Source organism: Pseudoalteromonas prydzensis, from assembly GCF_001661495.1.
In the GTDB taxonomy this organism is placed as follows: Bacteria; Pseudomonadota; Gammaproteobacteria; order Enterobacterales; family Alteromonadaceae; genus Pseudoalteromonas; species Pseudoalteromonas prydzensis.
Window position 1 is genome coordinate 1 of sequence record NZ_BDDT01000013.1, and the last position, 19,117, is coordinate 19,117.

Here is a 19,117-nt window from a genome sequence, read left to right on the forward strand (position 1 = left end):
TCGTTGCTGTTCTTTTCCCGTTTTTGTTCTGTTTTCTGTTTTACGGTTCCGTGTGTCGTTGTTCCGTGATGATGTCTCTTCGTGGCATTCTTTGATGGGTAGTCCTTGCCGTGCGTGCTTTAGTGTAGGAGCTGGCTGTGCCTCGACTTGTGTTGCAGAATCGGGCTTCGGGCTTCGGGCTTCGGGCTTCGGGCTTCGGGCTTCGGGCTTCGGGCTTCGGGCTTCGGGCTTCGGGCTTCGGGCTTCGGGCTTCGGGCTTCGGGCTTCGGGCTTCGGGCTTACATTGTAGGTCGTGCTTTAGCGCGTCAAGTGTTTAAGGGCTAAATAAATGCTTTAACTCTAGCTTTGTGTCATTACTGTATGGCCAAGCATAATGAGTAAGGCATAATCCCACAGCTTAGATCTTGCTTATCGTCCCAAGAGCGACAGCAACTAGTTTTTCTTCACCGCTTTGTTGAACGAAAACTTTACACTCACAAGTAGATTGACGTTTACCTGCATGCAATACATTTGCCTTTGCTACCAAACGCTCACCAATTGAAGGACGGACGTAATTTATTTTGTACTCTAATGTTACACATGCACCTAGCACTGACGCGCCTGCAAATGTTATGCAGTTATCAGCCATGTAACTAACCACACCACCATGAACAAAACCGTTATTTTGCTTTAGCTCTTCTTTAATTTCTAAACGTAACTCAGCATAACCTGCTTCGAACTTTTCAAGCTCCGCACCTAATAAATTACTAAATGATTGCTGCGCTAATATTTCCTTTCCAGTTTTTAATGTAACTTCCAATTGTTTACTCCTTTATTTGAATCTTGAAATTTAACATAATAAACAGTCGAAAATCCTTTGCTAAAATTAAGCAAGCATTGTTGGTCGTTGTTGTGGTCAATATCTCTACTGGTTTAGTGCTCATTTCTTTACTTCATATACTTTTAACAAATTAGCTAAGGTATTACTATCACTAAGTTTTTGTTCAGCTTAAAGCAAAATCAGATAAGGCAATTTGAACACCATACAATCGGGGCTAAAGCACCCTCCTACGATTTTTCCTTGGCACGGCGTTTCAGCACTAAATCTGACAGCTGAAAGCTTATGGCTGACGGCTTGGGCTCTGGCTGTTGGGTTTCGCTGCGCTCTACCCAACCTACGCGCTAAAGCACGACCTACATAGACAACGTGCGAAACAAGTTTCACGCCTACAAGGTATTACAAACAATCGAAAAAAGCGGCAAGAATAATCGGGCGCAAGCGCCATAAAATCAGTGATAAAGCTCCCAAAACAATCGGGGCTAAAGCACCCTCCTACGATTTTTCCTTGGCACTATCCTCAAATTAAAAACTGACGGCTTAAAGCTTACAGCTCTGTATAAAAAAACCCGCGCTGCGTTTAACACAGTGCGGGCTTTTAAATTTCAATCGTAAAGATTAAAACAATTCGTTGGCTTTGTTTACGATGTTTTCTACCGTGAAGCCAAAGTGCTCAAACAGCTCATTAGCTGGTGCTGACTCACCAAAGGTAGTCATACCAACAACAGCGCCGTTTAAGCCAACATACTTATACCAGTAATCGGCAATGCCGGCTTCTACTGCAACGCGGCGTGTAACTGCAGCTGGTAATACGCTTTCTTTGTAAGCGGCGTCTTGGGCATCAAATACATCGGTAGATGGCATTGATACAACACGTACTTTTTTACCTTGCTTACGCAGTTCAGCGGCTGAATCTTGTGCTAATTGCACCTCAGAGCCAGTTGCGATTAAGATAAGCTCAGGCTCACCATCACAGCTCAGTACATAACCACCTTTTTTCACATCGCTTAATTGCTGTGCTGAGCGAGTTTGCTGCTCAAGGCCTTGGCGAGTAAAGATAAGTGATGTTGGGCCGTCTTTACGTTCAATGGCTTGTTGCCATGCAATTGCAGACTCAACTTGGTCACACGGGCGCCAGTTAACAAGGTTTGGCGTTAAACGCATGCTAGCAATTTGCTCTACTGGTTGGTGAGTTGGGCCATCTTCACCTAAACCAATTGAATCGTGCGTGTATACAAAAATACTTGGCACTTTCATCAACGCAGCCATACGTACTGCATTACGTGCGTATTCCATGAACATTAAGAAAGTAGCGCCGTAAGGAATAAAGCCTTTATGCAGTGCAATACCATTCATAATCGCTGACATACCAAACTCACGTACGCCGTAATAGATGTAGTTACCGCTTGCGTCATTCGCTTCAAGGCCTTTCGAGCCTTTCCAAATTGTTAGGTTAGAACCGGCTAAATCTGCAGAGCCGCCCATAAATTCAGGTAATAACGGGCCAAATGCGTTTAGTGCATCTTGCGACGCTTTACGCGATGCAGGATTTGCTGGGTTTGCGTCTAGTTGCTCAATATACGCTTGTGATTTTTCAGCCCAATCAGCTGGTAGCTCTGAGCTTGTGCGGCGTTTAAATTCGGCGGCTAATTCTGGGTGTGCAGCGGCGTATGCGGCAAATTTCTCATCCCAGCTAGCTTCAAGTTGCTTACCTTTTTCTTTGCCATCCCACTCGCTGTATATATCAGCTGGGATTTCAAATGCCTCGCCAGTCCAACCAAGGAACTCACGAGCAGCTTTAATTTCGTCTTCACCTAGTGGTGCGCCGTGACAATCATGGCTACCTGATTTATTTGGTGAACCGTAACCAATTACTGTTTTACAACAAATAAGCGTTGGCTTGTCAGTCACACTGCGTGCTTCTTCGATGGCTGCGCGAATTGCATCTGAATCATGGCCGTCAACATTACTTACTACATGCCAACCGTAAGCTTTAAAGCGTGCTGGGGTATCATCACTAAACCAGCCTTCCACTTCACCATCGATTGAAATACCGTTGTCATCCCAAAACGCCACTAACTTACCAAGGCCTAATGTGCCGGCAAGTGAACAGGCTTCATGAGAAATACCTTCCATTAAGCAACCATCGCCTAAGAACGTATATGTGTGGTGATCAACAATCTCATGGCCTTCACGGTTAAATTGTGCCGCTAATGCTTTTTCAGCAATCGCCATACCGACTGCATTTGTGATCCCTTGACCAAGTGGGCCCGTAGTGGTTTCAATCCCTGGTGCATAACCGTACTCTGGGTGACCCGGTGTTTTTGAATGCATTTGACGGAAGTTTTTAATTTCCTCAATTGGCAAATCATAACCACTTAAGTGCAATAGAGAATAAATAAGCATTGAACCGTGGCCGTTTGAGAGTATAAATCGATCTCTGTCTACCCACTCTGGATTTGTTGGATTATGATTTAGATAATCGCGCCATAGTACTTCTGCGATATCAGCCATGCCCATAGGGGCTCCAGGGTGGCCTGATTTGGCCTGTTGTACTGCGTCCATTGATAAGACGCGAATAGCATTTGCAAGTTCTTTGCGAGACGGCATGAATTCTCCTACCTTTAACTGTATTTGCGCTGGTTGTTGTGTGTTTTTCAAGAACACCCATTCTTACTTATTGTGGGGGCTGTGTGCAATTAAAAACCCTGATTAAATTGGCTATTATGAAAATTTTTTAAGAACAAAAAGTTATTAGTAATTTTATTTAGACGTCTAGGCGTAAAAACACTATGCAACTATGGTTGTTTTAGATAAAATACGCCCCTTAATTTTTTAGCGCTCTTACCGACGTTTGTGAAGCGCAATATTTGTGAGCAGAAAGACAATGGCAAAACATTTATTTACTTCTGAATCTGTTTCTGAAGGTCATCCGGATAAAATCGCGGACCAAATCTCTGACGCGGTACTTGATGCCATCTTAGAACAAGATTCTCATGCCCGTGTTGCGTGTGAAACTTACGTTAAGACTGGTATGGTTATGGTTGGTGGTGAAATCACTACTAGCGCATGGGTTGATATTGAAGAAATCACTCGTAAAACTGTACGTGAAATTGGCTACACGCATTCAGACATGGGTTTTGATGCTGATTCTTGTGCAATTTTAAACACTATCGGTAAGCAATCACCTGATATCAACCAAGGTGTTGACCGTACTAGCCCTGAAGAACAAGGCGCTGGTGACCAAGGTTTAATGTTTGGTTACGCATGTAACGAAACAGAAGTACTTATGCCTGCACCTATCACTTACTCTCATCGTTTAGTACAGCGTCAAGCGCAAGTACGTAAAAGCGGCGAGTTAAACTGGTTACGTCCTGATGCAAAATCACAAGTTACTTTTGCATATGAAAACGGCAAACCAGTAGGCATTGACGCAGTAGTACTTTCTACTCAACACAGTGAAGACATTTCACAGAAAGATTTAGTAGAAGCTGTGATGGAAACAATCATCAAGCCAGTATTGCCTGCAGAGCTTATCTCTAAAGCAACTAAGTTCTTTATCAACCCGACTGGCCGTTTTGTTATCGGTGGCCCTATGGGTGACTGTGGTCTTACTGGTCGTAAAATCATCGTTGATACTTACGGCGGTATGGCTCGTCACGGTGGCGGTGCTTTCTCTGGTAAAGATCCATCAAAAGTTGACCGCTCAGCTGCATACGCTGCACGTTACGTTGCTAAAAACGTGGTTGCTGCTGGCCTTGCTGACAAGTGTGAGCTACAAGTATCTTACGCAATCGGTGTTGCAGAGCCTACCTCAATCAGTGTTGAAACGTTTGGTACAAGTAAATTAGAAGAAGCTCGTTTAATCGAACTTATTCGTGAACACTTTGACTTACGCCCATACGGCCTAATCCAAATGCTTGATCTTGAGCGCCCAATTTATCAACCAACAGCGGCTTACGGCCACTTTGGTCGCGATGAATTCCCTTGGGAGCGTACTGACAAAGCAGACGCACTTCGCGCAGCCGCTGGTCTTTAATACCAGCCTCTGGGTGAATGCAGAAAAAGCGCCAATTGGCGCTTTTTTTATGCCTGCTGATTATGTGCTTTAAGTAATTTATTCACAAAGAGGTTATGAGGCGCTGCGCTTTAGAGAAGTAATTGAAAAAATAGCGGCTAGGTTTTAGGAAGTGGCTAGCTACTAGAGGGTATTCGAAGCCAGTGGCGTTTTTTCTCATTTGCTCTCATTCACTACTCTTTGTGCAAAAAAGTTTTTGATGGTGAGTATTATTTGTAGGCGAGTGGTTTGTCGCCGCGAAGGATAAAATGTTTGTCGCGAGGTAAACTCGCTGCTACCTAACGTAGGCGCGGGTTTACCCCGCGCAATTAAATAAAGTTGTTAATATCTTCTCTTCTCGGTGTAGCGCGCAGCGCCTCCTACCCTCAGTGGTAAATCGCTTGTCGCCATAAATGGCGACCTACAGAAGCGGGCTGGATGTTACTTGTAGGCGAGTTGCTTACCACCGCGAAGGTAAAGTTATTGTCGCGAGCTAAACTCGCTGCTACCTGACGTAGGCGCGGGTTTAGCCCGCGCAATTAAATAAAGTTGTTAATATCTTCTCTTCTCGGTGTAGCGCGCAGCGCCTCCTACCCTCAGTGGTAAATCGCTTGTCGCCATAAATGGCGACCTACAGAAGCGGGCTGGATGTTACTTGTAGGCGAGTTGCTTACCACCGCGAAGGTAAAGTTATTGTCGCGAGCTAAACTCGCTGCTACCTGACGTAGGCGCGGGTTTAGCCCGCGAGATTTAATGAAATGTTCTTTAAGTGATTAATTTACCACCGAGAACGCAGAGAAGAATTAGTGACTTTTTACTTTTGTATTCTCAGTGTAGCGCGAAGCGCCTCCTGCCCTCAGTGGTAAATCGCTTGTCGCCATAAATGGCGACCTACTGGAGCGGGCTAGGTGTTACTTGTAGGCGAGTGGCTTGCCACCGCGAAGGATAAAATGTTTGTCGCGAGGTAAACTCGCTGCTACCTGGCGTAGGCGCGGGTTTAGCCCAAGTAATTTAAACTAGGGGCTAGGGTGTATTCGGAACCCGTTGCGGTTTTGCCTCACTCCCTAACCTATCCATATAAGTATTTTTTCATACCCTGCAACACCCCACACTATTAGCAAAACGAGTAGCGCTAGGCTAACTGCTGCTGAGGCAATATCTTTAGCACGCCCAGAAAGCACATGGTATTCAACGCCAACGCGATCTGTTAGTGCTTCAATAGCCGAGTTAAGTAATTCAACAATCAATAAAAATAAAAAGCTAACAACCAGCATCACCCAATGTTGCAATGATTGTGCAAGCCAAAATGATAATGGCAGTGACACAGCACCTAGCACCAGTTCTGTACGAAAAGCCGACTCTTCCTGATAAGCTGCTTTAAACCCCTTGATAGAGCATTGTGTTGCCTTAAAAATACGGCCTAAGCCGATACCGTTGGGCTTATTAACTAAATTAATGTTTGGTTTGTTCATGTTTAGTATCTTTACAGCTCATTAGGAATTATTTTTTGCCTTGAGTTAACAAATGCCACGCTTGCGCCATGTATTGATTATACGCTTGCTCTGTTTCAGCATCGATCTCTTTAAACGCTTGTGTTTGTGTTGGCATTAGCTGTATTTTATCAAGGGAGTTTACAGCATAGTACTCATATAATGCGCTTAAATCACCTCGCCATAACTGCTTATTATTACGAACAGTTTGAAAGCCAAACACAGTACGCTCGGCTGTCGGTGAAAACAGTGACTGCCCTACGCTATAAAATGCTGTATTGGCGGGCGCTATTAAATTTAGCAATGTTGGTGCTATATCCATGTGACTAGCTATTTTTTGAGCGTTCAGCATGCTCGATTTAACCCCATTACCATAAATAACTAAAGGAACATGAGTCAACTCATATAAATTAGGACGTGGATGTAAATAACGCCGACTATAGTGGTCACCAGTAATAATAAATAACGCATCCGGGTAGCGCTGCTGCATTTTACGTACAAATGACCCTAACATTTTATCGCTATACCATAAGTGTCCAAGCACATAAGGATCAAGTAGTTGTGTCTCTAACTCTTGAATTGCTGCAGGGTAATCTGCAGCAGATTTAAACGGGTAATCATACTGAGTTAGATCTAAATTAAAGGGTCCATGATAGCTGCCACTCATGATCACATTAAAGCTTTTTGCTTGAGTTTTCTCTGCAACTAAATCAAATAACTGGCCATCATCAATCCCCCAAACCCCGGCACTGCCTTTACCGCCAGCATCTGTGGCAGAGTACACCTTATCAGCGCCTTGGGAGAGGACATATTGGCCGATATTTTGCCATGACAACAAACCGCCATAAAAAAATTGGCTGGTATAGCCCAGCTGTTCCAACTGATTGAATAACGATAATTTACTAGCTGGTTGCTGTGGACCAATAAGGCTCATATTGACTCCCGCATAGGGGATCCCAGATAGAAGGCTGGATAACGAGTTCATGGTACTACTTGCTGCTGGCAACACGTTATCTAAATAAATACCTTTACTAGCTAGGCTTTTTAGCTCATTAGTTAAATTTAGTGACGCGTATTTGTGTTGTAACGGCCACGAATCGTAACTTTCCATCACAATAAAAAATACCTGTGAAGGTGCAGCCAACAGCGGCTCGCTGGTGTGTTGCTCTAATCCTGCTAATACATCTTGAGCAATTGTTACATTGTTCTTTAAGTACGGATTTGCCCCTTCTAAACCATGGTTTTGTAGCTCGCTATAATCTTTTATTGCGTATACAAAGCTGCGAAATGGGTTGATAACTAAATTATTTAAAAATGGGTCATGGGTCACTGCAGACCATTTTCGCGTGGCAGGGCGAGACTCGAACGAACCTCGAATAGCACAAACAAATAACACCACAATCAAAACGATTAAAAATGTTCGTTTCCACTTACAATTAGTAAATATACGCTCTAAGAAACCATTCGATTGCTTATCAATGATGTGACATAACTTAAATGCAACCGCTAACAATAGCAATAAACTCAGTAGACTCCCCCATGGTTGATACTGCTTTATTGCCGTTAAAGCAATTGCTTGCTGGTCGTCGTGTAGCCCTTCAAACATAAAATAATTAAATTGGCTGCCGTATTCTGTAATGTAAGTAATGCTGGTTATGCAGAGTAAAATTGCAACCGCAAAAAAGAGTTTCGCTGTCAATATACGCACGACTCTGACCCAGTGTCCTAGCCGCAGCGGTTGTAAAATACAATTGAGTAGAAAAGGAATACTAAAACACACGCCACTAGCGGCGGAGTCAAATGCAAACCCTGTTTTTAACGCATTTAAAACAGTGTCTACATCTAACGAGGCAGTGATCCGGTTATGAAAATAAACTAAAAAGAACACCCGAAAGCTCATAAACAGCAAAACACCTGCAAACCACAGTGTCGCAATACGCCAACTTTCGTTAACAAATAAAAACCATCTGCTTGATTTAAATACTGATGATGCCAACACTTTCACTGTCCCTAAAATAGATTTATCCCAAAAGGAATTATTACCTACTTTAGTTACACAGACAATGTTGACTTTGTAATATTTTGTAATAAAACTGTTTAATTACAATGCATTAACAAAATGGTTAGTATCCTATTTTTAAGCACTATCGAGTTATTAATGATTGCTGGCTACAATCACCCAGCTCTATTATTTGCTTATTCGGTTGATAAGTTTTTTCAAGCAAACGTTGTTTTAACGCTAATAAAGTATGCATCGCACTTTTAAGCCCAATTTTGTTACTGAGCCAATGAGGGATCGCCCCTGCTGGGTCCGCGTAAACAACATGGCGAATAGTCAATTGCGACTCCCCTTGCTCACTAGTTTCAGTTAACAACCAGCTTGCGTTAAGGTCAGTGATACGGATCACCCCTTCGCGCTTCTCAAGAAAATCTGTTAAAGCAGCGATCTTTAATTCTGTTTGGGTGCGATTAACTCGCCGATAGCATGAATAGCTCACCATATCCCGGTCTGCAACCGGCCATGGTGAATCAAATTGGGTATAAACGATATTTTCTGAGGGGCTTAAACGTTTTAATACTTGCACATGAGTAACATTTTCAATCCATAATGGGGCACTCTCAGTGTCACTTAGCAAAGCCATAAAATCGTTTGCCGTGACACCCGTAACCGCAATCTCTGCCTGTACTTCAAAAATGCCACTTGCATGTTTTTTGTAGTGTACGCTCGCACCATCGCGTTGCTTCCATAACTGCCATTCGCTAGGCTGGGCCATAACCTTGACACTAAAAAGCAACGCTAAAAATAACACTCGCTGCAGCATACATACTCCCTCATGTACTGAACAATTATTATTGCCAGTATGGCGCTATTTTATAAGACGCTAAACGACTTTGTTCCATGGCACTAACCAAAAACTCTGATTTTTTTTCTAGCCAGCTTTGAATTTTTGCCAGTTCTTCGTCATCTTGCCCGGCACATAGCTGCTTTAAATACTCAAGCGTACTAAGCTCATACATACCGTGTGAAATATCTAACCACGGAATACGAAACTCACTGCGTTCATCTTTTTCAAATAATGCACCTAAACAATTACCACTAAGCAAACTATTTTCAAGCCGGGTACGCAAATCTAAGTAATCTTTAAATGTCAGTGTTTTTTGCTCTGGCAGCAATTGATGAAGGTCTTGCCAGTCTTTTTCAAATAATCGATTGGCGATCTCTGCTACAGGTTGCTCGGCAGCTTTAAATTGCACTTGCCCCCAACTTTTACGCCATTGTTTATCCACCAGCCACGTGGTCAACGATAACAATAGACGGTTATAACGAGCACTATGAAATAGACGATTAATATCATCAATACTTGGCTGTAGCTCTTTTAAGTCATTGATGACTTGGGTCAACTCTGGCGCACTGTTGATTTTTTTATAGTAGGCGTGGCGCTTAGAGGTGTAAGTTTTCAACTGAATGGCATTTTCAACCCAGGCTAATTCACTGAGTAACCATTTGAGTTCTGTACGTAATGCTTCGGTGGTACTTTTGTCAACAATATCATCAAATAACCAAAACGTATGGCGAATTAAACTAATCCCATCGGTGACACGCTTGAGGGTTTTTAAACTAGGTTTGTCAAAATAGCATTGCTCGTGCTTTTGTACAAAACGTATGCCAAAGCCAATGGCCGCTATGAGTGCTTGCTCTTGCGTGGCATTATTAGGAAGTGATACAAAACCGATTGATTTACTAGGCTTGAGCGGTTTATTGTCTGCTAAGCGATAGCCACGAGCCGCTTTAGAATAGAGCCCTAAGCGAATATTATTTTGACTAACCAGTTTATCCGCTAAAGTGAATAATTCATCGCGGCTACCTTCTATAAGCTCTATTTCCAGCTCACAAATAGGTTCCATTAAGCCAGACGCTGAGACTTCACCTTTATCTTGCACGACTTCAATTTTGGCACCGTTTGCTGTTTCAATCAGCCAAGTACGACGAATAAAGTTAGTACTAAAAATAGGATAAATATTGGCGGCAATTGCACTTATTTGCATACCATGCGGCCAAATACTGGCATCAAATGCAGTTATATTTGGTCGGCTACTTTCAAGCGGTAAGTTATATTCAGGTCGTTGGTGCAAGCCACCGATGACTTCTCCAGCAAGCTTGATGGTTTGCTCACATTGATTATCCGCACAACGGGTTCGAAAACCGATATCAAGTGCCCTTAATTCACGACTCGGCGTATCAAAGTAAGTATTTTGCAAACTGCGAGAAGGCTTATTTGTAACGGTTTTTGCAAATTGAGTTATTAACGCGGGGATCAGTGGAATAACGGCGTCTGACACCAAAAACTTCAGTTCTATCTCAGTATCCATTAGGCTTGAGGATTACCTTTAAAATAAATAAGAGCTCAAAATAAACAAAGCTGCCCGACATTGCAAATTTTTTAGCTTATTTGGATCAGCAAACAGCAGCAGCGATTACAATATCAACCTTGCTATTAGCGCGCTAAATCCATACTATCTCAAGACTTAACTATGAATAATACGATTGCTGTCCCACAGACGGTTACATTAACAGGGTAGATTGATGTTAAAACATTCTTTATTAGCTTTGCTATTTGCAGCGGCCACATTTATGAGCCACGCTGAAGAAACTGATACAGCTAGCGACGCAAACACCGCATATATAATCGATAATCTTTATACATTCATGCATTCAGGCGCGAGTAAAAATTACCGCATTATTGGCTCTGTTGATGCTGGCACTAAATTGACGCAATTATCTGCTGAAGAAAATGGCTTTATTAAAGTGCTTGATGACAAAGAGCGTGAAGGCTGGGTTGAGTCTAAATTTGTAACTAAATCGGCAGGTATTCATCAACAATACCGTACACTGAGTGCAGAAATGGCATCGATGCAAGAGCAACTTCGCCAAGCACAAATTGAATTGCCGCAACTACAAGAACGAAACCAAACGTTAACAGACCAAAACACGGCGCTGTCAGAGCAAATTACTAAATTAAAAAATACCTTAGACGCAGAGCGTACACAAAAACAACAAGCAGGTGCGAAAGAAAAACGTCAACTACTAACCTATGGTGGTGCGATTGCATTTATTGGCTTGTTTTTAGGTATTATTTTAACCATCGTATTATCACGTCGTAAGCGTTATGACGGCTGGGCGTAAACGATAACCACATATATTTGATACTAAAAAAGCACCCTAGGGTGCTTTTTTAGTGCGCGGGGTAAACCCGCGCCTACGCCGGTAGCAGCGAGTTTACCTCGCGACTGTTTATACATTTACGCCGATAAACCTATTTTACCACCGAAAGCACAAAGACGACGCTTCGCGCTACACAGATAAATCTAACTAAAAGCAATCACTGTCACTAATTTATTCTCGGTGAACTCGCTGCTCGGTGGTGAATGAATCATTAAAATTTTTTTGCACAAAGAGAAATGAATGAGAGCAAATGAGAAGAGAAAAATGCCACAGGCTTCGAGCGACAAGCTCCGAATACACCCTAGCATCTAGTCACTTCCTAGATGTATGGACTCCCTCTCCCTGAGGAGGTACGGTCTTAATCCGACAAAAGATTAACCAAAGGAGTCCATACATGAAAGATACTAATATATTGGCTATTGATTTAGCAAAGAATGTTTTTCAAGTCTGTAAACGAGATCCAAAAGGTAAAGTCCTCTTCAACCGAGAACTTAGCCGAGCAAAGCTAAAAGAGATGCTTGTTAAGCAGCCACGCTCATTGGTGGCGATGGAAGCGTGTGGTAGTGCGCAATATTGGGCTAGGCTAGCACGTGCTCTTGGTCACGAAGTCAAAATCATTTCCGCAAGAACAGTTAAGCCTTTCCAAACTAAGCAAAAAACGGATCGTAATGATGCTTTAGCTATCGCAATCGCCGCTTCTCAAGAGCATATCCATGGTGCGCGTGTGCAATCTGCCGAAGAGCAGGCTTTGCAATCATTGGAGCGAGCTCGTCATTTAGCAAAGACACATCAAATAGCACAGAGTAATCAAGTCAGGGGCTTACTTGGCGAGTTTGGTATTATTGTACCACCAAGCTTATCCCAACTTCGTAAGCACATTCCTTTTATTCTGGAAGACGCTGAAAATAGCTTGCCTCAGTCTTTTCGTGAAACACTGAATTATTTATGGCAGCACTTACTACAGCAAATCGAACATGTTGCCATTTTGGAACGCCAGCTCGAAGGCGCGGTAAAATATGATACGACCTGCCAAAAGTTGATGAAGTTAGAGGGCGTCGGCCCCATCGGTGCTTTAGGGCTAGCGGTGCGTTTAGGTCAGGGTGAGAATTTTACCAACGGTCGTGAAGCATCAGCAAATATAGGGTTAACGCCAAAGCAACATAGTTCAGGTGGTAAAGAGCGTATTGGGCATATTTCAAAGCGTCATGCAGATAAGCGACTTCGTTCTACTCTTTTTCAAGGAGCGCTTTCTGTTATCACGCAAGTGAGTAAACGTCCAGCCAGAACAAGCAAAGAGCGTTGGCTACAAGCCTTAGTTGAGAGAAGAGGTAAAAAAATCGCAGCGATTGCTTTCGCAAACAAAACGGTGAGAACCGCCTATGCGATATTAAAGAATGACACGGAATATCAGCCAATCTCATTGGCTTGATATTCCATGTTGGATCAGCAAAGAGCGATGTAAAACAGGTAAGACCGACCAATAGAAGCAAGTTAGGTCCTAAGGCACTTTAGATGCCGCTTCCTAGAATTTGCCTATTGGTGCGAGTACATTTTAGGGCGAGGTAGCTCCTCAATAAAGCCCGTATATAAGCACGCATCTATACTTGTTTTTAAAGACAGTTTTTTGTTGATTTACTTAGGGAGTCCATATAAGAACCTAGTCCCTATTTTTACCTCTAAAGCGCAGCGTCCTCATAACCTCTTTGTGAATAAATAACCAAAGCGCGGGGTAAACCCGCGCCTACGTCGGCTAGCAGCGAGTTTTAATTTAAGTATCTAATCTCAGGCCTGTATCCTGTTTGATTTTTTCTATCACCATATAGGTGTGGTGTGTACCAACTCCCGGTATATCAACTAAATCCCCTAACACTTGGCGATACTCATCCATGTCGCAAACACGAATTTTTAATAAATAATCGTATCCTCCGGCCACCATGTCACACTCAACCACTTGTTTAATCTTTAAAATATGCTCACGAAACACTTTAAACACCGCGGTATTTGATGTCACTAACGACACTTGCACATGAGCGACTAAGCTTTGATTAAGCTTGGCTTCGCTAAGCTTTGCAAAGTAGCCTTCTATGTAACCTTCTTGTTCAAGCCGTTTGACCCGATCAAGACAAGGGCTAGGGCTTAAATTAACCTGCTTTGCGAGGTTAACATTAGAAATTCTGCCGTTTTTTTGCAGAACGTCTAAAATTGCTAAATCGATGCGATCTAGCATACGTAATCTATTCGGACTTGTCATAACAGAATTTTATGCGGATAAGTTTAAGGTATGCCCTGTAAATTATCGTAAAACGCTAAATTTAACCAGCATATTCTGCTGGAATTTAATTAGAATGCACGCATTACACAGATGAAAATCAGGCAGCAAAATTTTTTGCTGCAAGACTCCACACACCAGAGGGTTGCTTATGTTATTCGACGGCGATTTGACAACAACGTGTCCAATTCGACAAAAAATCCGTGACTTTTACCGCATCGATGAAAATGCCGTAATTGATCATATTTTACCGCTTGCTGAGGTAGGCGTAAAAGCCCGCAGCCGTGCTTGGGAACGTGCTCGTCAAATAGTTCACAATATTCGCCGTGACCAAGATGGTCAAAGCGGTGTTGATGCACTTTTAAATGAGTTCTCACTTTCAAGTGAAGAAGGTGTGGTATTGATGTGTTTAGCCGAAGCCCTACTTCGTGTGCCAGATAAAGCAACTCAAGATACCCTAATTCGCGATAAGTTAGCCAAAGGCGACTGGAGCTCTCACTTAGGTAGCAGTGACTCTTTATTTGTAAATGCATCATCTTGGGGCTTATTAGTAACCGGTAAAATGGTTAACTACACAGATAAAACCAAAGAGCAGCAATTTGGCGTATTGAAAAAAACCATTGGTCGCTTAGGTGAACCGGTTATTCGTAAGTCAGTAAACTTTGCCATGAAGATCATGGGTAAGCAGTTTGTAATGGGTCGCACCATTGACGAAGCCATCGAGCGCGCTGCTGAAAAAGAACAAAAAGGCTATGTGTATTCATACGATATGCTAGGCGAAGGCGCACGCACCATGAAAGATGCTGACCGTTACTTCAATAGCTACATGAATGCGATTCATGCAATTGGTAAAGCGGCAAACGGCCGTGGTCCAATTAAGAGCCCAGGTATTTCAGTGAAGCTGTCTGCGATCCACCCTCGTTATGAGTTTACTCACAAAGAACGTGTGATGAGCGAGATTGTGCCTAAACTTAAAGAACTGGCCATGGCAGCAAAAAGCTACGATATCGGTTTTACTGTTGATGCTGAAGAAGCTGACCGTTTAGATATCTCGCTTGATGTAATCGAAGCGGTATTTAGTGACGATGACCTAGCTGGTTGGCATGGTTTTGGTTTAGCGGTTCAAGCCTATCAAAAGCGTGCTATTTTCGTGATTGAATGGTTAACAGAGCTTGCTGGGCGTGTAGGCCGTAAAATGATGGTGCGTTTAGTTAAAGGCGCCTACTGGGATACAGAAATCAAAACTACTCAACAAGATGGTTTAGAGCATTTCCCAGTATTTACTCGTAAAGCGACGACCGATGTATCGTACAAAGCCTGTGCAATCAAAATGCTCGAAGCGCGTGATGTGCTTTATCCACAGTTTGCCACGCATAATGCCTACACTGCCGCCACTATTTTAGAAGTTGCTAAAGGTGATAACCAAGGGTTTGAATTCCAACGTCTGCACGGTATGGGTGAATCATTATTCGACCAAATCGTAACGGAAGAAAAAATTCAGTGTCGTGTGTATGCCCCTGTTGGTCAACACGAAGACTTATTGGCTTACTTAGTACGTCGTTTACTTGAAAACGGTGCGAATTCATCGTTTGTAAATGCCATTGTTGATACCACCAAACCTGTAGAATCATTATTACCTGATCCGGTAGAAACACTGCAAGGGTTACGGAACAAGTACAACACGCAAATCAAAATGCCAATTGATTTATACGGCGCAGAGCGTGCTAATTCGAAAGGTATGGATTTAACTGACATTAATGCCATTACACCATTCAAAGCAAATCTTGATAGCTGGTTTGCAGAGCACCGCATTAGTGAAAGCGATATTCCTGAAGGGTCTATTGCAGTTAAAAATCCTGCAAACCATAAAGAAATCATCGGTCATGTGAAGCTGCAAAACAGCGACGAAATGCTTACCTTGCTTGCTAACGCAGAAACCGCGTTTGAGTCTTGGTCGCAAACGTCAGTTAAAGAGCGCGCAAATCTATTACGTCGTATTGCTGACATTCTAGAGCGTCATCACGACGAGCTTGTGGCTATCTGTATTAAAGAAGCTGGTAAAGTAGCTCAAGACGGTATTGATGAAGTTCGTGAAGCGGTTGATTTTTGTCGTTACTACGCAGCTCGTGCCGAAGAACTAAGTGAAGATGAGCGTTTTGAAGCCCGTGGTGTGATCTTATGTATTAGCCCGTGGAATTTTCCATTAGCAATCTTCTTAGGTCAAGTCGCCGCTGCGATCGTAACTGGTAATACCGTTATCGCTAAACCAGCTGAACAAACCAGCTACATCGCACTTCGTACGATTGAGCTAATGTTATCAGTTGGCTTACCAGAACACGTAGTACAACCTGTTATCGCTCGTGGTAGTGAAGTAGGTAAAACCATTGTTCCTGATGAACGTATTCAAGCGGTGATGTTCACCGGTTCAACAGAAACGGGCACACTTATTTCGCAAACATTGGCGGCTCGTAACGATATTCAAGTGCCATTAATCGCCGAAACCGGTGGTCAAAACTGTATGATCGTTGATTCAACGGCGCTTCCTGAGCAAGTTGTTGACGATGTGATCAGCTCTGGCTTCCAAAGTGCCGGCCAACGCTGTTCAGCGCTTCGCGTATTATTCTTACAAGAAGACATCGCTGATGGCGTGATCACTATGATTAAAGGCGCATTGCAAGAATTACACGTTGGCGATCCATCATTGCTATCAACCGATATTGGTCCGGTCATCGATGAAAAAGCACTGAAGAACTTAAACGAACATGTTGAGTACTTAAAAGGCAACGCAACACTGCATTATGAGTGTAAAATTCCTGATAACAGTGAAAACGGGGCTTACTTCTTTGCGCCACGTTTATATGAGATCAAAGATTTATCAGTACTAAAACGCGAAGTATTTGGCCCATGTGTACACGTTATTCGCTTTAAAGGCTCAGAGCTTGATAACGTGATTGACCAAATCAATAACACTGGCTTTGGTTTAACTATGGGCATTCACTCTCGTATTGAAGAGCGTTGTGAATACCTAGCTAAAATGTCACGTGCGGGGAACGTCTACGTTAACCGTAACATGATTGGTGCGATTGTTGGTGTGCAACCATTTGGTGGCCGTGGTTTATCTGGTACTGGCCCTAAAGCCGGTGGCCCTAACTACTTAGCGCGTTTAGTTAAAGAAAAAGCATCGCCAGAAAACGTACAAATGACTAACTTAACGCCTGATGAGCTTGATACTCACCACTACTCTGGTGCTGCTGAGCAAGTTGAAAAGTTAATGGCTAACTCAATGCGCGATGAAAAAATCTGGCGTGCGACACCACTGAACGATCGTGTTTCTGCGGTACGTCAGTTATTAGCTAAAGTAGCAACGGTTGATATTATCGATGAGCTGGCGGACGATTTAGCACTGACACTTGCCGATGCACGTGCGCAGCTTAATCGTCTAGAAAAGCATATGCGTAAGTTTACTACGTTGCCTGGGCCTACAGGTGAATCAAATACCCTGCATCTTGAAGCACGTGGTTGTGTAGTATGTTATGCAGATAAGAGCACCTCGTTTAACTTCTGGGCTATTTCGATCATCACCGCACTTGCTGCGGGTAATACCGTGATCACTGTAGCGTCTGAGTTATTCTATGAGGAAGCTGTCGCGTTTAAAGATAAGTTTATCTCAACAGGCATTGCTGAAGGGGTATTCCAAGTAGCTAAACCAAACCAGTTACAAGCTATTTTGGCCCACCCGCATTTAGCAGGTGCGGTAGTTGCAGCACGTTCTTCTCGCTTAGGTTATTTCAGCCAACAGCTAGCACAACGTAAAGGCGCAATTTTGCCAGTGATCAGTGCAGAGTACTACGATACGCTAATCAAGCGTTTATTAACCGAAAAGACTATTAGTATTGATACTACCGCATCAGGTGGTAATACATCACTAATGACTTTAGTTGAAGACGACGAGTAACGTTTAAGTAGATATAAAAAGGGCGCTAATTAGCGCCCTTTTTGCTACTTATATGGTAAAAAGTTTGCTAGCTTTAAAGGACAGTTATTTAGTATGAAGTAAGTATATTGAAAATAATCCCAATTGCTCAACTTATCCCAGGTATGTTTGTACAAAGCGTGACCAAACAAACGGGTAAAATAAAAATCAAAAACCAAGGTTGGGTCAAAACACAAGCTGGTGTACAGCAACTTATAAAAGCGGGCATCTTAGAAGTTGAGATTGATCCTGATAAAACCATTGTTGCGCAAAGCCCGGCGGTCGCTACCGAAACTGTAAAAGTTGTCCCACCAAAACACCGTGATCCATGGCACACAACACACAGTGTTGAAAAAGAGATGGATAAAGCGTTAAAACTCTACACCGAAGCAAAGCAATTACAAAGCAAGGCATTCACCGACATAAAAGCCGGTAACACTATAGATATCGCGCCATTTAGAGAGCTTGCAAGTGGCTTTATTGATTCTGTATTTCGTAACCAAGATGCCCTTGCCTGCATAACCAGAATGCGTGAAAAGGATACTTACCTGCTAGAGCATTCGATTAATGTATCTATTTTGATCAGCATTTTTGCCAAACACTTAGGCTTTGATAAAGCACTGATTGAAGAGCTTGCCACCGGTGCGCTATTACATGATATTGGTAAAATTCAGATCCCTGACGAAATTCTTAATAAGCCAGGCAAACTGACTGATGATGAATATAAAATCATGCAAAATCATGCCCTGTTTAGTAAGCAAATTTTAGAAAAATCAGGTCTTAAAGGTATTGCCGTCGACATCGCTGGGTATCATCACGAACGATTAGATGGCACAGGTTACCCGTTTGCAAAGCAAGCCGATGAAATTAGTCAATATGTGAGAATGGCATCGATTGTTGATGTATACGATGCCCTAACCGCTGAGCGGGTTTATAAAGCGGGCATGGAGCCAATAAAAGCCTTTAAAATACTCAAAGACGGTTGTCCTGACAGCTTTGATGGCGAGCTATTAACTAAGTTTATTCAGTGCATTGGTATTCACCCGGTGGGGACTCTAGTAAAGCTCTCCAGTCAAAAAGTCGGTTTAGTGACCAAAAGTAACCCTAGTAGCCCGCTAAAGCCGGTGGTTAAAACCTTCTATAACGCAAAACACGCTCATTACACCGAAGTAACCGATATTGATCTGGCGCATAATCGTGCTCAAGATAGTTTAGAAGCAGCCGTGAAGCCTGCCGATTTTAATATTGATTTAATTCGCTTTTTTAAGCATTCAATTTTACCGTGAC

The 19,117-nt window shown here is 42.8% G+C and carries 12 protein-coding genes; 5 read left to right on the forward strand and 7 right to left on the reverse strand.

The features are described 5' to 3' along the window. Nucleotides 1-397: 397 nt before the first annotated feature. On the reverse strand, nt 398-799 hold the full coding sequence (locus tag A7968_RS17910; RefSeq protein ID WP_064667937.1) for a PaaI family thioesterase: 402 nt from the start codon (nt 797-799) through the stop codon (nt 398-400). Nucleotides 800-1,435: 636 nt separating this feature from the next. Then, nucleotides 1,436-3,427 carry a transketolase gene (gene tkt / locus A7968_RS17915; protein WP_064667938.1) on the reverse strand — a complete coding sequence of 664 codons (1,992 nt, stop codon included), beginning with the start codon at nt 3,425-3,427 and terminating at the stop codon, nt 1,436-1,438. 277 nt (nt 3,428-3,704) lie between these two features. Here tkt and metK point away from each other — a divergent pair, with 277 nt between their 5' ends. Continuing rightward, nucleotides 3,705-4,856: a methionine adenosyltransferase gene (metK, locus tag A7968_RS17920; RefSeq protein WP_064667939.1), complete on the forward strand. Its 1,152-nt coding sequence runs from the start codon at nt 3,705-3,707 to the stop codon at nt 4,854-4,856. A gap of 1,082 nt (nt 4,857-5,938) precedes the next feature. Here metK and A7968_RS17925 read toward each other — a convergent pair. The 4 genes from A7968_RS17925 to A7968_RS17940 all read right to left on the reverse strand — a co-directional run bounded on the left by A7968_RS17925 (nt 5,939) and on the right by A7968_RS17940 (nt 10,735). After that, nucleotides 5,939-6,346: a diacylglycerol kinase gene (locus A7968_RS17925; protein WP_064667940.1), complete on the reverse strand. Its 408-nt coding sequence runs from the start codon at nt 6,344-6,346 to the stop codon at nt 5,939-5,941. A gap of 28 nt (nt 6,347-6,374) precedes the next feature. Further along, nucleotides 6,375-8,363, reverse strand: a complete 1,989-nt coding sequence (locus A7968_RS17930) for an LTA synthase family protein (protein WP_064667941.1) — start codon at nt 8,361-8,363, stop codon at nt 6,375-6,377. Nucleotides 8,364-8,508: 145 nt separating this feature from the next. After that, on the reverse strand, nt 8,509-9,186 hold the full coding sequence (locus A7968_RS17935) for an START domain-containing protein (RefSeq protein ID WP_064667942.1): 678 nt from the start codon (nt 9,184-9,186) through the stop codon (nt 8,509-8,511). A gap of 28 nt (nt 9,187-9,214) precedes the next feature. Continuing rightward, nucleotides 9,215-10,735 (reverse strand): CYTH and CHAD domain-containing protein, encoded by a 1,521-nt coding sequence (locus A7968_RS17940; RefSeq protein ID WP_064667943.1) that lies wholly within the window; start codon nt 10,733-10,735, stop codon nt 9,215-9,217. Nucleotides 10,736-10,949: 214 nt separating this feature from the next. Between A7968_RS17940 and A7968_RS17945 the strand changes: the two genes are divergently transcribed. Then, entirely contained in the window at nt 10,950-11,549 is a 600-nt protein-coding gene (locus tag A7968_RS17945; RefSeq protein WP_064667944.1) for a TIGR04211 family SH3 domain-containing protein, read from the forward strand. Nucleotides 11,550-11,982: 433 nt separating this feature from the next. Further along, nucleotides 11,983-13,017 (forward strand): IS110 family RNA-guided transposase, encoded by a 1,035-nt coding sequence (locus A7968_RS17950; protein ID WP_064667945.1) that lies wholly within the window; start codon nt 11,983-11,985, stop codon nt 13,015-13,017. 339 nt (nt 13,018-13,356) lie between these two features. On the opposite strand, the gene A7968_RS17955 is transcribed toward A7968_RS17950, so the two are convergent. Beyond that, on the reverse strand, nt 13,357-13,839 hold the full coding sequence (locus A7968_RS17955) for a winged helix-turn-helix transcriptional regulator (RefSeq protein ID WP_064667946.1): 483 nt from the start codon (nt 13,837-13,839) through the stop codon (nt 13,357-13,359). Nucleotides 13,840-14,008: 169 nt separating this feature from the next. Between A7968_RS17955 and putA the strand changes: the two genes are divergently transcribed. Together putA and A7968_RS17965 are read left to right on the forward strand one after the other, a co-directional pair. Continuing rightward, nucleotides 14,009-17,812, forward strand: coding sequence for a bifunctional proline dehydrogenase/L-glutamate gamma-semialdehyde dehydrogenase PutA (gene putA, locus A7968_RS17960; RefSeq protein WP_064667947.1), 3,804 nt, complete (start codon nt 14,009-14,011; stop codon nt 17,810-17,812). A 107-nt stretch (nt 17,813-17,919) separates the two neighbouring features. Beyond that, complete coding sequence (locus A7968_RS17965) at nt 17,920-19,116, forward strand: cyclic di-GMP phosphodiesterase (protein ID WP_064667948.1); 1,197 nt, start codon at nt 17,920-17,922, stop codon at nt 19,114-19,116. The last annotated feature ends 1 nt before the right edge of the window (nt 19,117 follow it).

Bases quoted from the DNA above. Each gene is read 5' to 3' on its own strand.
- tkt (WP_064667938.1), bottom strand. From the start codon at position 3,427: ATGCCGTCTCGCAAAGAACTTGCAAATGCTATTCGCGTCTTATCAATG.
- metK (WP_064667939.1), top strand. From the start codon at position 3,705: ATGGCAAAACATTTATTTACTTCTGAATCTGTTTCTGAAGGTCATCCG.
- A7968_RS17925 (WP_064667940.1), bottom strand. From the start codon at position 6,346: ATGAACAAACCAAACATTAATTTAGTTAATAAGCCCAACGGTATCGGC.
- A7968_RS17935 (WP_064667942.1), bottom strand. From the start codon at position 9,186: ATGCTGCAGCGAGTGTTATTTTTAGCGTTGCTTTTTAGTGTCAAGGTT.
- A7968_RS17940 (WP_064667943.1), bottom strand. From the start codon at position 10,735: ATGGATACTGAGATAGAACTGAAGTTTTTGGTGTCAGACGCCGTTATT.
- A7968_RS17945 (WP_064667944.1), top strand. From the start codon at position 10,950: ATGTTAAAACATTCTTTATTAGCTTTGCTATTTGCAGCGGCCACATTT.
- A7968_RS17950 (WP_064667945.1), top strand. From the start codon at position 11,983: ATGAAAGATACTAATATATTGGCTATTGATTTAGCAAAGAATGTTTTT.
- A7968_RS17955 (WP_064667946.1), bottom strand. From the start codon at position 13,839: ATGACAAGTCCGAATAGATTACGTATGCTAGATCGCATCGATTTAGCA.
- putA (WP_064667947.1), top strand. From the start codon at position 14,009: ATGTTATTCGACGGCGATTTGACAACAACGTGTCCAATTCGACAAAAA.